The following is a 21,626-nucleotide window of genomic DNA, read 5'->3' on the forward strand; positions in this document are numbered from 1 at the left end:
TGAACGTAACTCGTCCTAAACCGGCCGTTTTTCCCTCTGGAACTTGAGAAAACAGGACGTTTTGGGATCGCAGTCGACACGACTCGAAATGCACTCCGCCCGGCTTTTCTTGACTTCCCCAGATGATTCTCACTCTCAAAAAAAGGATCTCACGGAAAGCCCTGGTGGGTGGATGCACCCGAGGAGGTATTGAGGGCGCGCGCGGAAGGGAGCAAAGGCGTGGAGATGAATGGGGGTGAGGTTCGCGGAGCGCGCAGTGACTGCGCCGTGTGAGCGTTCTCGCGGGGAGCGCGGAGTGACTCAACAGGTTGGCTTGGTCGAGCGATGCACGTGAGCCACCCGAGCGACGGAGCGGAGTGCCGCGGAATGGCCTTCGAGCGAGTGCGGCGTTAAGAGGCGAGCCCTTATGCCACTCGTCGAAGGTATCAAGGTTCGCTATCTCCCCCAGCCCGAGTGGGGCGTGGGTCATCTGGCCATGCTCGAGGAGGGAGGCGCCAAGGCGGTCGTCTTCTTCCCTGCTCGCGAGGACGCGCCGGTGCTCGTGTCCACGAAGGGCGGCGCACTGGTGTCCTATGCGCTGCCGGCCGGTGAGCCCATCGTCACCACCAAGGGGCGGCAAGCCACGGTGGTGCGCGAGGAGCCCGGCGCGCGCGGCCTGCGCCGCTATGTGATTCGCTACACGGACACGGGCGAAGAGGACGAGATGCCGGAGTCCGAGGTGCGCGCGCTGCCGCCACGCTCGGATCTGCTGTCCACGCTGCGAGAGGGCCGCGTAGGGGACGCCAAGGCGTTCATGCTGCGCAAGCAGGCGCTGGTGCTGGATGACGAGCGGCGGTGCGACGCGCTGGGCGCGCTGCTGGCGAGCCGGGTGATGGTGAAGCCGCACCAGGTGGGCGTGGTGCAGCGCGTGTTGTCGGCGCGGCGGCCGCGCTTCGTGCTCGCGGACGAGGTGGGCCTGGGGAAGACGATCGAGGCGGGCATGGTGTTCAGCGCGCTTCGGCTGTCGGGGCTCGCGCGGCGTGTGCTCGTGGTGGCGCCCAGCCACCTTACGGTGCAGTGGCTGGTGGAGCTGTTCCACAAGTTCAACCAGCTGTTCACGCTGATGGACTCGGACCGGTACGCGCAGTCTTTGAAGGAGCAGCCGGATGTGTCTCCGTGGGCGCGCTTCCCGCTGGTGGTGACGAGCCTGGAGATGCTCTCGCGCACCGAGGAGCACCGGCAGGCGGTGGCCGAGGAGGACGCGTTCTGGGACCTGGTCATCATCGACGAGGCGCACCACCTGAAGGGCGAGAAGGCCTTCGAGGCGGCGGAGGCGCTGGCGGGCAACAGTTGGGGCCTGCTGCTGCTCACTGCCACGCCCATGCAGTTGGATCCGGCGGAGTACCATGGGCTGCTCACGCTGATCGACGCGGCGACGGCGCCCACGGTGAAGGGGTTCGAGCAGCGGTTGGCGCGGCAGGAGGAGCTGTCCAGCGCGGTGCGCGCGCTGCTGGAGGGCAATGAGCCGGCCAAGGCGGTGAAGGCGCTGGCGAAGCGTTTCCCCGAGGATGCGAAGCTGCAGGCGCTGAAGGAGCGGGACGCGCTGCTGGAGCACCTGGCGGAGACGTACAGCTTGTCGGATCGGCTGGTGCGCAACCGGCGCGCGGTGGTGGGCGGGTTCTCCACGCGGCGCCTGCACCGTCATCCGGTGAAGCTGTCGGCCGAGGAGTTGAAGACGCGGGATGCGGCGTTGGCGGCGCTCGCGGGCTCGAGCCTGCGCGGTGCTCCGCTGGCGAACTTGCTGCGACGGCTGGAGTCCAGCGCGGCGGCGTTCACCGGGGCGGTGAAGGCAAACCCGGCGCTCAAGGAGGCGGACCTGAAGCTGCCTTCGCGGGATGCGAAGCTGGTGGCGTTCCTGGGTGTTCTGCGCGGCATCTGGGCTTCGGAGACGTCGGCGAAGGTGCTCGTGTTCACCGAGAGCCGCGACACGCTGGAGGCGCTGCAGACGGAGCTGGGGCGCGAGGGCATCGAGGCGCTCGGCTACCACGGTGATTTGCCGCTGGTGGAGCGGGACAGGCAGGTGGCGCGGTTCCGCGATCCCGAGGGCCCGCTGGTGTTGTTGTGCACGGAGGTGGGCGGCGAGGGCCGCAACTTCCAGTTCGCGCACCACCTGGTGCACTACGACTTGCCGTGGAGCCCCGCGACGGTGGAGCAGCGCATCGGGCGCCTGGATCGCATCGGGCAGACGAAGCCGGTGGAGATCCATGTCTTCGATCCGGCGGGCACGCTGGCGTCGGACGTGCTGATGCTGCTGGCGGACGCGGTGGGCGTGTTCGGCGAGACGGTGGGTGGCTTGGACGCGGTGCTGGAGGAGGTGGAGGACCGGCTGGCGGACCTGGCGCTGCTGCCGCGCGAGTCGCGCGTGGCATACGCGGCGGAGCTGAAGGCGAAGGTGGAGGCGGCTCGGGCGCAGGTGAAGCGCGCGTATGATCCGCTGTTGGATCTGCGCTCCTTCGACAAGCCGGCGGTGGAGCGGCTGGTGAAGCGTGCGCAGGCGCGCATGGGGATCGAGGAGGAGGACGAGGAGGAGGAACAGCCGCTGGAGGACGGGATCTGGGGCGTGGCGAGAGACCTGGACGAACGGTTGGAGGAGACCGTCACCGAGTTGGCGAAGCGGGTGGGCATCCGGGTGGACACGGACGATGAGGTGGAGGCCTTCCAGTGCGCCTTCCACTTCGGCCACGCGCTGAATGTCGAGGGCCTGCCAGGACTGGACGTGATGGAGGACCGGACGGTGCTGGGCACCTTCTGGCGCGACACGGCGGTGGAGGCGGAGGAGCTGGAGTACTTCGCCACGGGGCACTCGCTGGTGGAGGCGCTGTTCGGATTCCTGAGGGATGGACCGTACGGGCGCAGTGGGTTCCGCTTCCTGGAGAAGCGTGGGCCCCTGAAGGCACGCGGGTTGGAGTTGCTCTTCCACGTGCAGTTGCCCGAGCCCGAGGACACCTCACCGGGTGCTCGTGTGCCGAGCCGTCAGCTCGCGCGGTTCCTGGAGCGGACGTTGTTGCACGTGGCGGTGGCGGAGGCGGCGGGCGGGCCGAAGGCGGACGCAACCCTGTTGCCGGTGCTCGAGGCGGAGGGGCGTGCGCTCAAGGGCGACGAGGTGTCGCGGGCGTTCCCGAACGTCGGCGCCTTCGTGGACGTGGCGGTGCCGGTGGGCCAGAAGGCCGCCGAGGCGGAGTTGGGCAAGCTGGCGGCGAAGGCGAAGAAGACGATCGAAGCCGAGCGCGACGCCGCGGTGGATCGGATGCGACTGTCGCTGGGCCATCAGGGCTTGAAGGCCGAGGCTCTGGAGGAGCAGTTGGATGCCGAGCGCACCCACTACGATCGCCTGCTGAAGGCGCTCGCGGGAGCGAAGGTAGTGCTCGACTCCGCCTGCGGTTTCGTCATCAACCGCTGAGTTCTACCCGCTGGCAGTGGCGCCCCACCACTGCTGGCGGGCTCGTTGGCATCGACCGCCCAGGTTCTTCAAGCGCGCTCGCGAGGCCTGCATCCTGACACGATGCGGCTCTATCGCTTTGGCGGCGTTGCGCTACTGCTGTTGCTCGCGGGATGCGCGTCACAGCGCTCCTTGGGTGGGTCTCAGCGGTATCGGCAAGACCGCTCTGCTACTGCACAGGGCTTCTCTGATGCAGCAAGACCCGGGCAGGACATCGTCGATGTCGATTTCGAGGCATCAACGCCCCAGCAGGCGGAGGATCTTCGTCGGCGTGGTGTGGAGATGCCCCGCGTCTCTCAAGCGACAGCGGATCCACGCACGCATCGAGACTTCGTCGACCTTCGTGTCACCGCTGTGGGCTTTGGCATCACTGCGGGCGGCTACCTGCTCTACTGCGATGGGTTGCCGCTGCCCGTTCTCGTTCCGGAGTCCCAGGTCGATCTCGGACTGACGGGCGCTGCACCGCTGAACGCGTCCATCTACCCGGACCGGGATGGAGCTCTGGCGGCCATCACAGCCAATGTTCCCGCGTCGAGACGAGCTGACATCTACGCTTATTACCGTGGGGCAGGTGGTGCGCTGATTGTTCCCACCCTCTTCTCTCCTGCCACCACACCTCGAGTTGCCCGGACGATGCTTGAGGTGCGGAAGCAACTGGCCGAGACCGTTCAGCGCGAGATGAAGGTCTTGCTGGTGGGACTGGCGGGGACCCGGGTTCTGCAAGGGGTCTTCTCGCGAGTGCTGCGAGTGGGCCTGGAGCCCGAACTCCGTCCTCTACGTGGGAGTGGAGGTCGTGAGGGCGAGGTTGCGGCACCGCGACAGCCAATGTCTCGCCCTGCCGAGACAGAGGAGCTTCCGGCTGCTCGGGGGACCGGGCCAGCGCAGCCGCGCCCGACGCGAGTCGCCGTTCCGGAGCAAGGCAAGGCAGGCAATCCCCAGGCGTCTGCTCAGGCTCTGAGGGAGCGCGAGGCAGTCCCTGAAGCGCCACTGCCGGCCTTCCAGCAGAGGATCCGCGACGTCCTGCTGGAGGAACATCCTGGCTTGCATCCCAGGGTTGCCACAGAGGCCGCACGCGGCGGAAAGAACGTACAAGGGCCAGGGGGAGAGGGAGCGGATGTGACTCTCCTGAACGGCGGTGGACGCGAAGTATCCGTTCACCACGGTGAATTCACCCTGGACGCACTGGGCGGGCACCTTGTGAGGAAGGCCGGCCAGGATCGAACGACGGAGATCTACTTGCAGATCACCTCACCCGGAGCTTCACACGAGGCTTTCTTGCAGCTCATCCCCCAACTGCGCAAAGCGCACGGAGATCTCCGCGGGCGGTTTGTTCGAGTTTTCGGCCCGCATGGTGAGCCGTGGTGGAGTGGCTTCTTTGGAGGCCCGGGCTAGAGTCGCTCCATGGGTTTCTCCCTGGAGGTTTCCGTCCCGCTCGTCACCGATGGAACCCTTGGTGATGTTCTTGCTCCCGCTTTTGGAAGTGGCTTCTTCCAGCCCGTAGCCGTAGGAGCCATTGAGTGGCACAGCGTCGGCGATCACTGGTTCCTGGCGGGCTACGCGCTCGAGCGCTTTCTGTCCATGCACCTGAGAGTGAGGCTTCCGACTCCGGCATCCATCTCACTCTTTACCGGTCAGGATGCCGAGCTGAATGCCTATCAGCAGCAGTGTGCTGACGCCGTGAGGCGCACCAGTCCCCTGGACCAGCGCTTTTCTCCCTTCGAGCGGGTGGATGCGCAGCTAGGTGCGACAGTGCTTGAGCCGAAGCACCTGACCGAGGACGCCCTGGTTGCGCTCACGCGCTGGGCCACCCGTTTTCCCAAGGCGACCCTCTACGTGTTCGGAGCTGTTTCCCTTGCGCTCCAGAAACCTGAAGGAGCCATCTGGGCCCGGCTGTTTCAGGAGGTGAGTTCCGCCGGGGATGGCCAATGGGAGACTCCCTTCCTCCTGCTCAAGCTCTACCTCGCGGACCCCTTCGTGGAACGGCGGCTCGTGCTGAGGACACAGTCCTACGTCTGGCTCCAGCAGGCGCAGGCGCTCGGTGGATGCGTCACACCCGATGACGCGGATACGAACCTACAAGCGCTGGCTTCCTTCGCGCGCACCCTGGCACACGGGAATCAATCAAAGCTCCGGGCTCCTGAGCTCTCCTGCGACGGGCGGTTCTACACGCGTGAGGAGCCGCGGCTTCGAGCCGCGTTCCACGACTTGCTCCGAGCAGAGTAGCTTCATGCGAAAGTTGCACTCACGCTGACTCGTGAGTGGGGCGGCTCCATCCGTCACCCGAGAGCGGTAGGCTTCGGGTGTGAGCGAAGAGGAAGCCTCCAAGGAAGGTGCATTAACGCTCGCGTTCCTGCGCGAGCTGGCTCATGTATCGGATGCTCCGGTGAGCGAACTCTCCTCGGACACGGCTGTGTCCGGCAAGGTCGAGCTCGTTCGCGACTGGAACTCGAAACGCTTCGTCCTCCAGCGGCAGCTCGGCTCCGGTGCGTTCGGCGTCGTCTTCGAGGCCCACGACCGCGAGCGCAACGCGACAGTGGCCCTCAAGCTCATGCGGCGCAGGGATCCGCAGGCGCTCCTGCTCTTCAAACAGGAGTTCCGCACGCTCACGGGGATGGTTCACCCAAACCTCGTCCAGTTCTACGAGCTGCACTCGGATGGTGAGCAGTGGTTCCTCACGATGGAGTTGATCCGGGGCCGCTCCTTCCTGGACGCGGTGCGCACTCCGGCGGGAACGCTGCCCCCGTTCGACGAGGAGCGCCTGCGGGACACGCTCCGGCAGCTTGCCGAGGGGCTCGGCTTCCTGCACGGCACGGGGAAGCTGCACCGCGACATCAAGCCGTCGAACGTGATGGTCGCGGAGGGAGGCCGGGTCGTGCTGCTCGACTTCGGCCTCGTGACGGACATGGCGGAAGGACGTCAGGAGGCGATGGGAGCCGGCACGCCTCGCTACATGGCCCCCGAGCAGGCCGCGGCCCGCCCCATCGGCCCCGCGGCGGACTGGTACTCCGTGGGCGTCATGCTCTACGAGGCGCTCGCAGGCCGGCCGCCGTACATCAAGGCCCCTGCCAACGAGCCTCCACCGCCACCGAGCACCTTTGCCCAAGGCGTCCCGGAGGATCTGGAGACGCTGTGCCTGGACCTGCTCGCCCCCGCTCCTGAGCAGCGGCCCTCGGGAGTCGACGTGCTGGAGCGGCTGGCGAAGTCCGAGCCCCGCCCTCGCCCGCGAGAACGCTCCACCGCCCCCAGTGCGGCCTTCGTCGGACGCTCCGCTCATTTGAGGAGGCTCGATGGGGCGCTCGCGGATTCGCAGGAGGATCGCACGGCCATCGCGTTCCTCCACGGCCCCTCGGGAATGGGCAAGAGCGCGCTGGCGAACCGCTTCCTCGAAGACCTGTCAGCCCAGGGCTCCGAGCCGGAGCGCGTGGTGCTCTCAGGCCGGTGCTTCGAGCAGGAGTCCGTGCCCTACAAGATGCTCGACAGCCTCGTCGATGCGCTCTGCCGATACTTGAGGCGACTGCCTCGTTCGGAGCTGGAGGCGTTGCTGCCACAGGACCTGGGTGCCCTGGCGAGGCTCTTCCCCGTGCTCGGACATCTCCCCGGAGCACCCGTGGCGGCCCGGTTGGAGACGGAGGAGCCAGCTCAGCTCCGAAGGCGCGGTGCATGGGCGCTGCGAGCGTTGCTCGTGGCGCTCGCACGGCGCGGGCCCCTGGTGCTCTTCATCGATGATCTCCAGTGGGGAGACCTCGACAGCGTGGCCCTGCTGCTGGAGGTGTTGCGCCCCCCATCGGCTCCGGCCCTGCTCCTGCTCGCCTCGTACCGGCAGGATGAGGCGGACACGAGCCCGTCCCTCTCGACGCTGCTCCAGGCCCTGCGCCAGGAGCCCTTCTCCGCCCTTGCCGTGCACGACGTGGAGGTGGGCGAGCTGGAGGCCGCCGAGTCGGAGGAGCTGATGCGAGCGCTGCTCGGCACGGGCGCGCAGGGGCTCCCGTCGGCTCCCGTGCTGGCCTCGGAGGGGCGCGGCAGTCCGTTCTTCCTCACGGAGCTGGCCCGCTACATCGAGGAGTCCTCGCTGCCGGATCCCCGTACCGAGGCCAGCACGGGGCCCGGCGACATGCCGATGGGACTGGAGGCGGTCATCCAGGCCCGCCTGCAGCGGTTGCCCGAGGCGGCGCGGCGGCTGCTGGAGGTGATCTCCGTCGCGGGCCAGCCGCTGGCGCGCACGAGTGCCTCGCGCGCGGCTTCGGGCGCTCTGGGAGGGGAGGAGGAGCTCCAGGCCCTGGCGCTGCTCCGGGCCAGCCAGCTGCTGCGCGTGCGGCGAGTCGAGGGACGGGAGGAGCTGTTGCCGTACCACGATCGCATCCGCGAGGTCGTGGTCACCCGGCTCCCTCTCGATATCCGCCGGGGACACCACCGAGGACTCGCCCTGGCGTTGGAGGAGTCCGGGCACGCGGAGCTGGAGCAGCTCGTCTTCCACTTTCGCGAGGCCGGCGAGCTGCCGAAGTCCGCGCGCTATGCCGTCCAGGCCGCCACGCGCGCTCATGAGGTGCTCGCCTTCGATCGCGCGGCCCGGCTCTACCGTGCGGCGCTCGAGACGGGGACGCTGACCTCGGAAGAGGTCCGTGTGTTCAAGAGCCGTCTGGGAGAGGCGCTGACCAGCGCCGGGAGGCCTCGGGAAGCGGCGCAGGTGCACCTCCAGGTCGCGGAGTCGAGTCCGGCGGACCGAGCCTTCGTGCACCGGCGGCAGGCCATGGAGCAGCTCCTGCTCGGTGGCTACATCGAGGAGGGCATCGAGGTGCTCGCCCAGGTCCTGCGAGAGGTCGGGCTCTCACAGCCCTCCACCTCCTTGGGAGCGCTGCTGTCGCTGGTGGTGCGCCGGCTCCGGCTCGAGCTGAGGGGCTTCGACTTCCAGCAGCGGCCCGCTTCGGCGCTGTCCGAGGACACGCTGCGGCTCATCGACACCACCTGGGCCGTCGCGCTGGGGCTGACCGTCACCAACCCCATCCGCGCCGCGGACTTCCAGATGCGGAACATGCTCCTGGCGCTCGAAGCCGGTGAGCCGTACCGCATCTCCCGAGCCATGTCCCTGAGAGCCCTCACGCAGGCCTTCAGCAACGCTCGGGACACGGAGAGGACCGAGTTCCTGCTGCGCCGGGCCCGGGAGCTCGCCGAGCAGGAGGCCCATCCCCACGCGCTCGGAATGTCGTTGCTCAGCGCGGGCCTCTACTCGATGACGCAGGGGGACTACCGCAAGTCCGAGTCGCTCCTGCGAGAGGCCACCACCGTGCTCCAGGGCCGCTGTGCCGGGGTGCCCTGGGAGCTGGACTTCGCGAGGACGCAGTGGGCCATCGTCCTGTGGCAGCTCGGTGAGGTTCCCCGGCTCGCCACGCTGGTGAAGTCGCTGATCGAGGATGCTCGCGAGCGAGGCAATCTGCACTGCGAGACGATGGTGCGGCTGACCACCGACTACCTCGTGCACCTGGCCGCCGATGAGCCCGAGCGGGCCCGGGAGACGTTGCGTACGGCCATGCGCGACTGGCCTCAGCGCACCTACCAGGTCCAGCACTACCGGGACTCGGCGGCGCAGGTGCGGCTCGCCCTCTACCAGGGAGAGCGGCAGCGGGCCCTCTCCGTCATTCGCGGCAGGCGCTTCCTGCTGTTGCGCTCGGGCCTGATGCGCGTGCCCGCCCTCCGCATCGAGTCCCGGTACTGGGGCGCGCTGGTGGAGCTGGAGGCCGCGCCTCGCGGCGACAAGGGAGTCCTGCGTCAGGTGCTCCGCGCCGCGCGAGCGTTGGAGCACGAGCGCTTGAACTGGGCCGCTGCGCCGTTCGGTACCCTGCTCCGTGCGGGCGTGGCCTGGAGACAGGGCAACGAGGCCGAGGCGCTCCGATGGCTCTGCCTGGCGGAGGAGGCGGCTCGAGCGCACGGCATGGCGCTGATCATGACGTCCATCCAGCGCAGGCGGGGCGAGCTGCTGGGCGGAGACGAGGGGCAGGCGCTCATTCACCAAGCCGACGCATGGATGGCCCGCCAGTCGGTTCGCGCGCCCGAGCGGCTGCCGGCCATCGTCATCCCCTCCATGTCGAAGCAGCGGGACTGAGACGCGGGCTCACTCCTGGGAGATCAACCCTTCCTTACGGCCCTGCTCGACGAGCCGGTCCTTCAGGAGCTGGAATCGCTTGCGCAGCCGCTGGGACTCCTTGGTGAGCTGCGCATCGGAGACCTCGGCCTCCTCGCCGAGCATCACCCGCGCCAGATCCTTCCACTCCAGGCCCTTGTCGATGCGCAACACCAGGAGCGTGCGGTCCTCGGGAGGCAGGCTGTCGCGCAGCTCCGCCAGCTTGCTCTTGGCCTCGGTGCGCAGATAGGACTTCGTCTGCGTGCGCACGTGCTGGGCGATGGCCGACAGGGCCTCGGAGTCCGGCATGGGCGGGTGCAGCCGCTCGCGGAAGCGCGCATTGCGCTGGAAGCTGATGGAGACGTTGCGCGCCAGCGTATAGGCCCACGTGCGCAGCGAGCAGGACCAGGTGAAGCCTCCCAGCCCTCGCCAGAGGCGCTCGCTCCACTGCGCGAACACCTCATCGGCCACTTCGTCATCCCGATGCGTGGCCAGCAGGACTCCGAGGATCTCCGGGCCGTAGCCACGGATGGCGGCCTCCGCCGCGCGAGCCGGCTGCCCCTGCTCGCACAGACGGCGGACCACGCGCTCCAGCTCTTCGCGCTCTTGGGGCGTCATCAGGCCTTGAGCTTCTCGCGCAGCGCCTTGGCGCGGCCCTGCATGTCCGGATCCAGGCTGGTGAGCTGGATGGACTTGAGGCGCTCGTCCAGGCTCTTGGGAACTTTCGTCTTCAGCTTGCCCTCGGCCTCCATGGACTCCAGCTTCGCCAGGGCCTTGTCGGCGATGCGCTCGCGGGGGTGGTCCAACAGGCTGTCCAGGAAGTACGCGTCCTCGGGCAGCTCCGGGTACTTCTCCAGGTACTCAATGACGCCCTGGACCCAGGCCTGGCGGGACTCGGCCTGCTGCAGCTTCTGCATGGCCTGCTTCTGCGTCTTGCGCTTGCCCTCGGGGTCGAACTTCTCGGCCAGCCCCTGGGGCAGCTCGCCTCCGGTGAAGAGGGCGTCCGCGGCCGCCTTGTACTTCTGATACGAGGCGCTGCGCTCGATGCGCTGCTGGGCGGGGTCATCTTGACGCGAGTGGCTCTTGCTCTTGCCTCGCATCGCGTCGATTTCGCGCCAGCTCTTGTTGCGCTTGCCGGAGAAACCGCCGCCCTCGTTGTCGTCCTTGTCTCTTGCCATCCGTCAACTTCCCTTCCGGGCCTTCCACAGCGCCGCCAGCCCGCGTCGCACCAGGGTGCGCACCCGCGCGAGCTCCTCGGCTGCGAGCGGGTGCTCCTCGTCTTGCTCCGCCTCGAACAGCGCTTCGTCCGCGTAAGCGGTGAGGGGCTGGGGCACCGGCGGAGCCTCCGTGTCCTCCCTCGTCAGCACCGCCGGGTCCACACTGGCAAGTCCCGGCGGCCAGCCCAGCTCCAACATGGCGTGCAGTTCGAAGAGCAGGTGGCGGGCTGCCGCATATCCTTCGTCCGTGAGGCCCATGCCGTCAAGCTCGCCCAGCAGAGCGTCCTGCCGGTTGTCGAAGGAGTGCTCCCGCCGCGTGCGCTCCTTGGGGTCGTCCTCCAGATAACGCCAGGCCAGCTCCACGAATTCGCTCCCTGGCTCGCCGGGGGCGAAGGGAGGGGGGCGCACGGGCTTGGGTTTCTTCGGCCGGGGGGGCCGGGGCTCCTCCTCGGTGCGGATGGGCTTGCCCTCGGCCACCAAATCCCACAGCCCCAAAAGGTTCTCGAACAGCCGCTGGGCCACCTCGGGCGAGGCGAAGCGGGGCTCTTTCGGGAAGAGGGTGGGAATGACGGCGGCGTGGGGCTGGCCCTCGGCGCGAGCGGTGCGCATGCGGACGATGACTTCGGAGGTGTCACAGGGGCTGCCGGCCAGCTCCAGCAGCCCGTCGAGCGCCTCCGCGCCCTCGAAGTGGTGTTCGAAGTCCGTGCCTCTTCCCCGTGAGCGGCTCATGGGGAGCGCACGCTAGCCCCGAGAGCGGGGAGACGCACGTGCGCATGCTAGGCTCCGGCCACGGATGAACACCCCCTCGCCAGAGAAGCTGAAGTCCGCGGTGCAGGCGCTCTACCAGGTGCGAGCCGTGGAGGGGCCCCCCGGAGACCATGGACAGCGCTCGGTCTGGCACATGAGCACGCATGGGGCGGAGCTGTTGTCGCTGGTGGACCTGGAGGGCCGGGTGCAGCGCCAGGAATTGACGCTGCTGGACGACCACTATGTGTGGACCAGCGGCGAGGGCCTGCGCACGGGGCGGGTGGAGCCGGACAGCGCCTCGAAGGCGGCCGCGGCCGCGGCTGTCGTGCACACGGATCCCCAACTGGTACCCGGGCGGCTCATGCGGGCGGCGCTGGCGCTGGAGACGTACGACGGCGAGGACCGTTACATACTCCACATCAAGAGGGTCCTCGCGCTGGCGCGAGAGGGCCTCGAGCTTCGGGATGCCTCCGTCGTCAAGCTCTCGGAGGAGCGCTCGCCCGAGGCGGTCCCCGCCGCGCCGGTGGCTCGGGAGGTGAATCCGGGCTCGGAGGCGGTGCCGAATGTTCCCCGGTCCTCGAGTTCCGAGGGGGTGGTGATGCTGGTGGTGTTCGGCGTGGGCCTGGTGGCGGCCATCGTCCTGTTCATCTCGCTGCTATGAGCGGCCACGGCGGGCCGAGGAGCGCGGCGGAGAGGCGTCTGCGCGCGGCGGGGCCCCTGGCCTTTTCGCAGCACCTGCCACTTCCACAGCAGGGGAGAGCTCCACAGGGTGTCCGTGCCGCCGTTGGCCGGTAAGGCCTCGCGGGAGTCCGGGTCGAGCACGGCGACGGGAGCGGCTCCGGCCAGCTCGAGCACATCGACCGCGGCACTGAGCTGGCTCAAGGAGGTGGTGTCCGAGACCTCCAGCCCCACGAATGTCCCCGCGAGCACCTCGGGGATCTCCGCGGGCGCCGCTTGAAGGGAGAGGGTGAGCGTGCCGCTGCCCTGCGTGGAGGAGAGGTGGAGCTGGCCCTGGGGTTCCATGCGGGCGCGCCAGCTGAGCTCACGGGCCTGGGGCAGGGCGGACGGCAGCAGGAGCTGCAGCATGCCCACCCTCGCCGCGAGCAGGGAGAAGAGAGGCCGCCGGGACTCGAACCACTCCAGCATTGCGGGAGGGGCGGCGTGAGGTTGTTGTCCCATGAGGACCACGGAGCGTGCACCGGCCAGGGAGCTGGCGCGCAGGAGCTGGCGCATGGCGCTCCCGGAGAGGCGGGCGTCGGCCAGCAGCGGCAGCACGGGCTCGGGAGTGGCTCCGCTGAGAGCGGGCTGGCCCAGCGCGGTGGAGTGGAGAGAAGAGGACAGGGCCTCGGCGAGTGTTCTGGCTGGAGCGCTCCAGGGCAGACGGGGCCCGGTGGAGGGGACGACGCCCTCCAGGGTGACCAGGGCCGCGAGCGGGCGAGGCGTGGAGGCTCGGAGGGTGGAGAGGGTCTGGAAGTCCGACGGGAGGGTGGGAGCGCTGAGTCCGGCGGCGCGGGCGCTCTGCTCGGCGAGGCGCAGCGGGTGGCCATCCAGCACGAGCAGGGCAGCGACGGCGGCCACGAGGAAGGCACTGCCCATCCAGCCTTGCGCGGGGGGTGCGGCCCGGCGGACCTGCCATATCAGGAGCACGGCTCCCAGCCCGGCGAGGAGGACTTCACAGGTCTTCCGGATCGGGCTCAGGTTCGACATCTCCTGGGCGGCCGTGCTCAGGAGATTGATTTGCTCCGTGACGGGGGTGCGCACCACGCGGGAGAGCCCCTCGAAGAGGGCGTGGGCCTCCAACGCTCCGGCCAGGGAGAGGGCGGCGAGCACGAAGGCCACGACGACACCGAACATCAGGCTGGCGGTGCGGCCTCGCGGTGTGGGGAGCCATGGGGCGTTGGAGGAGGCTCCGGCGATGGCGAGGCCCAGGCCCAGGCCCACGAGCAGGGCCGTGCTCATCCACGCGCCGAGCATGCGCGAGGCCATGGCCTGGCCCACGCCGAGTGCCAGTGCGCTGCGGGCATCCGGAGCCTCGAGCTCACCGAGCGCCGTGACGGTCCGGCTGACGATGGCCTCGGAGCCGAGGAGACCCACCGTCCAGGGCAGGGTGGCCATGCCGAGCATGACGGCCAGGGGCACCATGCGCCCGGAGCCGGTGTGACAGACCATGACGGTGAGGAAGGCCAGCTCCACCAACCCCGAGAGCATCACCAGCGAGGCGAACGGCCCCGATGCGTGGGTGATGCGGGAGACCTCCTCGGGCCCGCCGCTCCAGGCCACGAGGAGTGCGGAAGCGAACAGGACGGCGATGGGCGCGGTCGCAGCCGCAACCACCCCGGGAGGAAAGCTGGGTCTGGCGGTAACGAGCATTTCCCGAGAAATTAGGTACTCGGGGTAAGTCGGGTAAGTCAGACCGGAGGCCGACCGATGAGCCAGTAGACGACGGTGAACAGGATCCCGACGATGGGGCCGAGGAGGGCGCCGAGAATGATGAGTCCCATGCAGTTGCCGGGTTCGCAGCCGATGTTGGCATGGGCGAAGAATCCGAAGATGAACATGGGGAGGTTGAAGCCGAGAACGAACAGCCCGAGCCCGCGCACGACGAGGCCGCGATACCAGGTGCGCGTCATGAGGCGGAAGACGACGGGGACGAGGAAGAGGGTGGTGGTGGCGGCGGTGGCGATGGCGGCTTGACGCGCCGTGACGGCCCAGCAGGCGGTGGCGGCAAGCGCGAGGGCGGGCACCAGCAGCAGCGAGTTGAGGTTGAGCGGGGACGGCTCGTGCGACATGGGGAGGCCACGGTCGCAAAGCAGGGGGCGCGGGGCAAGAGCGCAGGAGGGACTTGTACCTCAGGCGGCTACGGCGCCTTCTCCCAGCAACTGCGCGTAGCGGCCCTGGCGTGCCACCAGCTCAGCATGCGTGCCGGACTCCACCACCCGGCCCGCGTCCAGTACGACGATGAGATCCGCGTCCCGCACCGTCGAGAGCCGGTGCGCAATCACGAGCACCGTGCGGCCCTTCATCAGCTCCACCAGGCCCTCACCCACGGCTGCCTCGCTCGTCGCGTCCAGAGCGCTCGTGGGCTCGTCCAGCAGCAGCACCGAGGGACGGCGCAGGAAGGCCCGTGCCAGCGCCAGCCTCTGCCGCTGTCCACCTGAGAGCCTCGAGCCTCGCTCGCCCACAGGCTCGTCGAGTCCACCCGGCAGCGCCCGCACGAAGTCCTCCGCGTGCGCCAGCGCCAGCGCTTCCCATACCTCCGCATCCGTGGCCTCTGGATGGCCCAGCAGCAGGTTGTGGCGCACCGTTCCGGAGAACAGCACCGGCTCCTGGGGCACCCACGCCATCTGGGCTCGCACGCTCGACGGTTTCAGCTCTGTCATCGGCACGCCATCCCAGCGCACCGTTCCGCCGCTCGCGGGCAGGAAGCCGAGCAGCACCGAGAAGAGCGTCGTCTTCCCCGCGCCCGATGCGCCCACCAGCGCCACGCGCGCACCCGCAGGTACCGTGAGGCTCACTCCTCTCAGCCCCTCGCGGCCGTCCAGGTACGTGGCGCGCACGTCCTCCAGCACCAGCGCCTGGCCCAGGGCACGGGCCTCGCGCCCCTCGTCTGGCGGAGAGGGCTCGTCCGCGATGGCGAAGAGGCGCTCGGCCGCCACCAGTCCCGTGAGCACCTGTGACAGCGTCCCGCTGAGCGACTTCACCGGTTGGTAGAGCAGCAGCGCCGCCGCGATGAACGAGAGCAGCCGCCCGGCCAGCGCGGGCTCGGTCGCCACCGCGCGCGCTCCCCACATCACCACCAGCGCCACACCCACAATCCCCAGCATCTCCACCGTGGGGCTGACGGCCCCTCGCAGGAACAGAGAGCGGCGCATCTCTCCCAGGTACCGCTCGGCCTCCGCGTCAAAGGTGGTCAGCGCCCGAGGTACGCCTCCATACGCCTGCACCACCGGCAGGTTCTGCAACTGCTCCGAGGTCAGCGAACTCAGCGCTCCCAGGCTCGCCTGTGAGCGAGTGGCCACCTTCTTGAGCGAGCGCGCGAAGCGCGACACCGGTACCACTGTCGCCGGCATCACCACGAAGGTGAGCAGGAACAGCTTCCCATCGATCAGCGCGCACGTGACGAGCAGCGAGAGGATCTGCAGCCCATCCTTCACATATGAGGACAAGGCCTGCGTCACCGAGAACTCCACCAGCGGCACATCCGCGGTGAAGCGCGAGAGCAGCTCGCCTGAGTGCCGCCTCTCGAAGAACGCCGGAGGCTGGGTGAGCAGCCGCGAGTAGAAGAACCCTCGCAGATCCGCCATCACCCGTTGCCCCAGCCGCTGCATCCACCCGCCCTGGAGGAACTGCGCCGTCGCCTTCACCGCCGCCACCGCCACCACCAGCAGCGGCAGCCGGCGCAGCATCTCTCCCGGCGGCAGACTCCACCCCGCCACCGTCACCGCCTCGCCCGTGAGCACCGCGCGCAGCAGCGGCCCCACCAACCATGCGTACGCCGACGTCGCCGCCGCGGCCGCCACCGAAGCCCCCAGGCCCGCGAACAGCAGACGCCGGTACGGCCGCAGATAGCTCAACAGTCGACGGTAGAGCTGGGGAGAAGGACGGGGCGCCACGGAGGCGCGGACTCTCTCACTCCAGCGGCCCTCGTCCAAGGCGCTTCAGAGCGCGCGCAACGCTTCCTCGCTTGCTGTGCGGCCCTCCTGCCACCGCACGGTGGCCTGAACGTTGCTGTAGGCGAGTGTGGCGGACAGCTTTCCGACAGCCATGGACATCAACGATACGAACCAAAAAGAGGCGCTGTTCAGTCCAGGCTGTGAGCCGGTGGTCGAGGACGAGGAGCGCCGGCGGCTCCTGTGGCTCATGGCTGAGTACTTCCGAACAATCGGGTACACGGACATCAAAGCGAGGCTGCCGGGCTTCATGCCCCCGCCCATCTTGTCGGGAACCATCGAGGACCATCGGCCGGACTTCACCTGTCGGCAAACGGACTCGGCTCGCACGCCCATCATCCTGGAAATCGTGACCCCGGAGATGGTCGAGGATCCCCTCACGGAGAACCGGTGGAGCCTGCTGGCCAGTGCGGCCAAGCTCTACAATGCCGAACTGCACTTCGTCGTTCCCAAGTGGTCCGCCATCGGCCCGGTGGACCCGGCACTCAAGCGCCGGCTGGCCCGCATGGAGCTGACGGCCAACCGGGTGTGGATGGTCTGATCGGCGGTTCGCGCACGCCCCTGGATTGCTGGCTCCAAACCCTGCGTTATAGTGGATCAGGGTTTTACGCAGGCTGAAAAGGCCAATAAATCCAGGGGTTTGACGCGATGCCAGCGGCGGCGGGACAGAAGCGCGACTATTACGAGATTCTCGGCGTCCAGAAGAACGTCAGTCCTCAGGAACTGAAAAGTGCCTTCCGGAAGGTGGCACTCCAGTACCACCCGGACCGAAATCCAGGGAATCAGGAGGCCGAGGAGAAGTTCAAGGAAGCCTCCGAGGCCTACGAGGTGCTCAGCGATCCGGAGCGCCGCGCCCGGTATGACCGGTTCGGCCATGCGGCCGCCGGGGGCCAGGGATTCGAGGGCTTCGGCGGTTTCCAGGGCGTCAACATCAACGACATCTTCGGGGACATCTTCGGAGAGATCTTCGGCGGAGGCCGCGCGCGCGGAGGCCGCGGAGGCCCGGGCCGCGGTGCGGACCTGCGCTACAACCTGGAGATCTCCTTCGAGGAAGCGGCGTTCGGCTGCCGCCCCAAGGTTCCGATCCCGCGTCCGAAGAAGTGCGAGACGTGCAGCGGCTCGGGGAGCAAGAGCGGCCTGCCTCCCAAGCCGTGCGCCACGTGCGGCGGCGTGGGCGAGGTCCGCTTCACGCAGGGCTTCTTCGCGGTGTCGCGCACCTGCACCGACTGCAACGGCACGGGCGCGGTGATTCCGGATCCGTGCTCGAAGTGCCGGGGCTCGGGCAAGACGCCGAGCGAGGAAGTGATCGAAGTGAGCATCCCGGCCGGCGTGGACAACGGCACGCGGGTGCGCCTTGCGGGCATGGGCGAGCCGGGTGATCGCGGCGGCACTCCCGGAGACTTGTACGTCACGGTGATCGTCCGCGAGCACCCGCTGTTCCAGCGCGAGGACTACGAGGTGTTCTGCGAGGTGCCCATCTCCTTCACGCAGGCGGCGCTGGGGGCGAAGATCGACGTGCCCACGCTGGACGGGAAGGTGAAGATGACCATCCCCTCGGGCACGCAGTCCGGCAAGGTGTTCCGCCTCAAGGCCAAGGGCGTTCCTCACCTGCACAGCCAGCAGCGCGGTGATCAGCATGTGCGCGTCATCATCGAGACGCCCACGGAGCTGTCCGCCAAGCAGCGCGAATTGCTGGAGAAGTTCGCGGAAGCCTCGGGCGAGGAGTCCCATCCCCAGGCCAAGAGCTTCTTCGACAAGGTGAAGGAGCTGTTCGGTTAGGCCTCACGCTTCTGAATACCTCGGTGTAGCCGCGCCTACCTCGGTGGTGGGCGTGGGCCTGCTCAACCTTCGACGGTTCGTCCAGCGCCAGCACGCGCGAGTGCCCGCGACTCGACGTTCGTCGAGATCATACTGAGCGGGCACTCACCAACTCGCCAGGCCATGCACATCTCGCCCGCCACCACCACCAGGTCGGGGGGAGTTCACGTGGCCTTGTACCGACTCGTCCGCAAGCTGGCCGCGGGCGGCATGGCGGAAGTCTTTCTCGCGAAGGTCGTCGGAGCCGAGGGCTTCGAGAAGCCCGTCGCGGTCAAGCGCATCCTGCCCTCGCTCGCGCAGGACAAGGAGTTCATCGAGCTGTTCCTGCGCGAGGCCAAGCTGACGGTCTCCCTGCAGCACGCCAACGTCGTCCAGGTGTTTGATCTGGGTGGGGCGCGGGGCCAGTACTATATGGTGATGGAGTTCGTCGACGGAGAGAACCTCCGGACGCTCCAGCGGGCCGCCGCCGCGCAGCAGGTGGGGCTGGGCCTGCGCGAGGTGTGCTTCATCGTCCAGCAGGTGGCCGAGGGTCTGGCCTATGCCCACGAGAAGCTCGACGCATCGGGCCGTCCGCTCAACATCATCCACCGCGACATCAACCCGTCCAATGTGATGATCGCCAGTGCGGGAGAGGTGAAGCTCGCGGACTTCGGTATCGCCAAGGCCGCCAACGTCCAGAGCGGCACCCAGGCAGGCGTGGTGAAGGGCAAGCTGGGCTACCTGGCTCCGGAGCAGGTGCGCGGTGGCACGGTGGATCAGCGCGCGGATCTCTTCCTGCTCGGGCTGCTGCTCTATGAGTTGCTCTCTGGCCAGCAGCTGTTCAGTGGGCCGGAGTACTTCCAGATCCTGCGCAACATCTCGTCCTTTGATGTGAAGACGGTGGTGCCGGTGCCCGGCGTTCCCGCGCCGTTGTGGAGCATGGTCACACGCGCCCTGGCGCCGGATCCGGTGGCTCGATTCCAGCGCGCGCGGGACATGTCGGACGCGCTGCAGAACTTCCTCTTTGATCACCGCCTGCGTGTGGGGCCTCAGGACGTGGCGAGGCTCTTCGCCCGCTGCTTCCCGGGACGGCGCTCACCGCTGGACAACTCGCCGGCCGGGACGGTGGAGCCTCGGGGCGAGGAGATCCGCCTGGGGATGGAAGGGGGATCACCGCCGGCAGGGTCTCGCACGCTTCCAATCAGAGCCGCGTGGCAGGAGCCGCAGCGCCCCGCGGCGCCGAGGACGCCTCCTCCCATCCCGAACGCTCCGCAGCAGCAGGCTCCGGCGCCTGCCGCGATGGCTGGGGCCAAGACGGTGGCCATCCGCACGAACAGTCGGCCGGAGCTGCAACGCCCTGCCATGCCTCCCGCGCAGGGACAGGTGGCAGCAGCCCATCCCGAGCCGGGCCGGCGACTCACGCCGGTGCCGCTGCCGCAGAAGCCTCCAGAGGCTGCACCTCGCATCGTGTTGCCTCCGCGCTCGGCGACCGCCCAGCTTTTGCAACTCGGTGCACTGCGCCCGCGTCCGTCGGTGCGTCGCCCACTCGGAGAGCTTCTGCTCGCCGCGGGGAAGCTCTCGGAGGCGCAACTGCGAGGCATGCTCGAGCGGCAGCGCCGCGAGGGCGGCAAGCTGGGAGAGCGGCTCGTGGCCGAGGGACTGGTCACGGACGAGGAGCTGGTGGCCGCCATTGGTGAGCAGCTCGGCATTCCGTTCATCGCCGAGCACCAGTTGCGCACGCTGCCCGTGCCCACACCGCTGCTGTCGCTGCTGCCGATGGAGCACGCTGAGCGCTTCGAGGCCGTCCCGCTCACGCTGCAGGGCAAGGAGCTGTTCTGCGCCATGCGCGAGCCGCAGAACCTGGATCGGCTGGATGAGCTCCAGTTCCGCACCGGCTATGCCGTGAGGGGCATCCTCGCCAGCGAGGGTGCCATCCGCCGCACCATCAACCGCTTCTATCGAGGCGAGGAGCCACCGGTCGGACTCGACTGGGGCAATATGATGAAGGTGAGCGCGTCGGAGACGCAGGTCGGCGTGACACCCTTCGCGGACAAGCACACGCGCACCCGCGAGCGCGTTCTCGACGAGGAGGCCTTCTCGCCGCCTCCGCCGCAGTTGCCGCCACTGCAGATTCCGGAGCCGGCAGCGCCACCTCCTGCCCCCGCGCCGCAGCCGACGCGGGCTCCACCTCGCTCCCTGGCGCGCATGCTGCTGGTGGTGGCGGATGATCCAGAGCAGCGGGACGCGGCGGTGCGCCTGTTCTCGCGGCAGGGCGTCGCGGCCGCCGGCAGCTCCAGTGCGGAGGCCGAGCGCGCGGTGGCCCTGGGCGGTATCGAGGTGGCCCTCATCGCGAGTGACACCCTTCAGGACACGCCTGCGGTGGTGGCGAGACTGCTCGTGGCGGCTCCTGGCATGGAGGTGCGCGTGCTGCCCTCGCTGGCCGAGGCACTGGGTGGTGAGGCCGGGCCGCTGGGGCGTGCGGCGCGGCTGCATGCCCGGGTGTTGGATGCGGCCCTCGCGGCCCTGGGCGGCGCGGGGGTGCAGGGCGCGGTGCTGGCGAAGCTGGCCCGGCGCCTGGCGCTTCGGCTCGGAGCGGGCAGGGCGGAGGCCGAGCGGGCCTCGGCCGCGGCCTATGCCATGGCCTGCGCGGCGCGGCTCGAGGGCAAGGACTCCTTCGCGAGGCCCAAGTGCGAGGCCGTGCGTGCAGTGCTTGGACGGGATGCGGGAGAGCTGGCCTCGGTGCTCGGCGCTCCCACCGAAGGTTCGGGTACGTCTCAGCCTGGCCGCGCGTCCCAGGCGCTCACGGCCGCGACAGCGCTGATGGAGACGCTGGGCACGGGCGCACTCACGCCGGAGAATGCCTCGCGTGCCCTCGTGCGCTTGAGGGAAGAGGGGCGGGTGCCCGCCACGGCCCTGGAGGCCCTGGCCGCCGAGGTGGCTGAGCTGGTGCTCGGGGATGCCACCTCGCCCACTCTGGTGTTGGCGGAACCTGATCCGGCCCGCTCCGCCACCTTCCAGGCTCGTTTCCTCGCGGAGGGCGTCAGGGTGCTGCTCGCGGAGTCGGCGGCCCGCGCTCGAGAGTTGGTGGCGGGTGGTGCCCAAGCATTGGTGGTGGGCTCTCGCCTGCCGGACGGGGAGGGCGCCGCACTCACCCGCTCGCTGCGCTCCTCCGGGCCCACGCTCGAACTGCCCATCTTCCTGCTCGCTCCTCCCGAGGATCCCAGCGTGGTGGAGGCGGGGCTCGATGCCGGAGCGGATGACGTGCTCACCTACCCGGTGAACCCGGACGTGCTCGCGGCCAAGGTGCGCCGCGCCCTCCAGCCCCGGCGCTCCCTGTCGGCGGTCGCGGGATAGGAGTTCGAGGTGGCTGCCCCTGGGCGGCGCTGGAGGACCCAACTGGTAGGACCGCCATACCAGTGGGGCCGAACCGCGCCCGGAGGGTCTCCTCTCATGGGCTCCGGCCTCCCGGCAGAGCAGGGAGGCGAGCACTCACGGCGCGATGTCCGATAGGAGTCGCTGCGTCACCCGCACTCCGGGCCTCACGGTGCGGTTCGCCGCCCGCAACTCCGGGATAACCCCTCGGAGTGTCAGGCACTTGGAAG

Annotated in this window: 13 protein-coding genes; 8 read left to right on the top strand and 5 right to left on the bottom strand. The window is 68.9% G+C overall.

Going from position 1 to position 21,626, the window contains the following annotated elements; genetic code table 11:
* Nucleotides 1–406: 406 nt before the first annotated feature.
* From KY501_RS15410 to KY501_RS15420, 4 genes are all read left to right on the top strand, one after another.
* Nucleotides 407–3,439, top strand: coding sequence for a helicase-related protein (locus KY501_RS15410; protein WP_224363741.1), 3,033 nt, complete (start codon nucleotides 407–409; stop codon nucleotides 3,437–3,439).
* A gap of 321 nt (nucleotides 3,440–3,760) precedes the next feature.
* Nucleotides 3,761–4,870, top strand: a complete 1,110-nt coding sequence (locus tag KY501_RS54625; protein WP_507236556.1) for a hypothetical protein — start codon at nucleotides 3,761–3,763, stop codon at nucleotides 4,868–4,870.
* A 9-nt stretch (nucleotides 4,871–4,879) separates the two neighbouring features.
* Complete coding sequence (locus tag KY501_RS15415; RefSeq protein WP_224363743.1) at nucleotides 4,880–5,701, top strand: hypothetical protein; 822 nt, start codon at nucleotides 4,880–4,882, stop codon at nucleotides 5,699–5,701.
* A gap of 79 nt (nucleotides 5,702–5,780) precedes the next feature.
* Nucleotides 5,781–9,575 (top strand): serine/threonine-protein kinase, encoded by a 3,795-nt coding sequence (locus KY501_RS15420; RefSeq protein ID WP_224363745.1) that lies wholly within the window; start codon nucleotides 5,781–5,783, stop codon nucleotides 9,573–9,575.
* Between the two features lie 9 nt (nucleotides 9,576–9,584).
* On the opposite strand, the gene KY501_RS15425 is transcribed toward KY501_RS15420, so the two are convergent.
* The 3 genes from KY501_RS15425 to KY501_RS15435 are packed head-to-tail and all read right to left on the bottom strand — an operon-like array spanning nucleotide 9,585 to nucleotide 11,539.
* Complete coding sequence (locus KY501_RS15425; RefSeq protein WP_224363747.1) at nucleotides 9,585–10,211, bottom strand: RNA polymerase sigma factor; 627 nt, start codon at nucleotides 10,209–10,211, stop codon at nucleotides 9,585–9,587.
* Nucleotides 10,211–10,771 carry a hypothetical protein gene (locus KY501_RS15430; protein WP_224363749.1) on the bottom strand — a complete coding sequence of 187 codons (561 nt, stop codon included), beginning with the start codon at nucleotides 10,769–10,771 and terminating at the stop codon, nucleotides 10,211–10,213. Before KY501_RS15430 ends, KY501_RS15425 begins: the two co-directional genes overlap by 1 nt.
* A 3-nt stretch (nucleotides 10,772–10,774) precedes the next feature.
* Nucleotides 10,775–11,539: a hypothetical protein gene (locus KY501_RS15435; RefSeq protein WP_224363751.1), complete on the bottom strand. Its 765-nt coding sequence runs from the start codon at nucleotides 11,537–11,539 to the stop codon at nucleotides 10,775–10,777.
* Nucleotides 11,540–11,603: 64 nt separating this feature from the next.
* Between KY501_RS15435 and KY501_RS53120 the strand changes: the two genes are divergently transcribed.
* Entirely contained in the window at nucleotides 11,604–12,218 is a 615-nt protein-coding gene (locus tag KY501_RS53120) for a hypothetical protein (protein WP_255636551.1), read from the top strand.
* A gap of 1,747 nt (nucleotides 12,219–13,965) precedes the next feature.
* Here the strand turns inward: KY501_RS53120 and KY501_RS15445 are convergent.
* The gene (locus tag KY501_RS15445; protein WP_224363753.1) at nucleotides 13,966–14,346 is read right to left on the bottom strand and encodes a hypothetical protein; all 381 of its coding nucleotides are present in this window, start codon (nucleotides 14,344–14,346) and stop codon (nucleotides 13,966–13,968) included.
* A gap of 60 nt (nucleotides 14,347–14,406) precedes the next feature.
* Nucleotides 14,407–16,170: an ABC transporter ATP-binding protein gene (locus KY501_RS15450; RefSeq protein ID WP_224363755.1), complete on the bottom strand. Its 1,764-nt coding sequence runs from the start codon at nucleotides 16,168–16,170 to the stop codon at nucleotides 14,407–14,409.
* A 151-nt stretch (nucleotides 16,171–16,321) separates the two neighbouring features.
* On the opposite strand from KY501_RS15450, the gene KY501_RS15455 reads away from it, so the two are divergent.
* The 3 genes from KY501_RS15455 to KY501_RS15465 all read left to right on the top strand — a co-directional run bounded on the left by KY501_RS15455 (nucleotide 16,322) and on the right by KY501_RS15465 (nucleotide 21,378).
* On the top strand, nucleotides 16,322–16,768 hold the full coding sequence (locus KY501_RS15455; protein WP_224363756.1) for a hypothetical protein: 447 nt from the start codon (nucleotides 16,322–16,324) through the stop codon (nucleotides 16,766–16,768).
* Nucleotides 16,769–16,875: 107 nt separating this feature from the next.
* Nucleotides 16,876–18,006 (top strand): molecular chaperone DnaJ, encoded by a 1,131-nt coding sequence (dnaJ, locus tag KY501_RS15460; RefSeq protein ID WP_224363758.1) that lies wholly within the window; start codon nucleotides 16,876–16,878, stop codon nucleotides 18,004–18,006.
* A gap of 207 nt (nucleotides 18,007–18,213) precedes the next feature.
* Nucleotides 18,214–21,378, top strand: coding sequence for a protein kinase domain-containing protein (locus tag KY501_RS15465; RefSeq protein WP_224363759.1), 3,165 nt, complete (start codon nucleotides 18,214–18,216; stop codon nucleotides 21,376–21,378).
* The last annotated feature ends 248 nt before the right edge of the window (nucleotides 21,379–21,626 follow it).

Source organism: Hyalangium versicolor (assembly GCF_020103695.1).
GTDB lineage: Bacteria > Myxococcota > Myxococcia > Myxococcales > Myxococcaceae > Hyalangium > Hyalangium versicolor.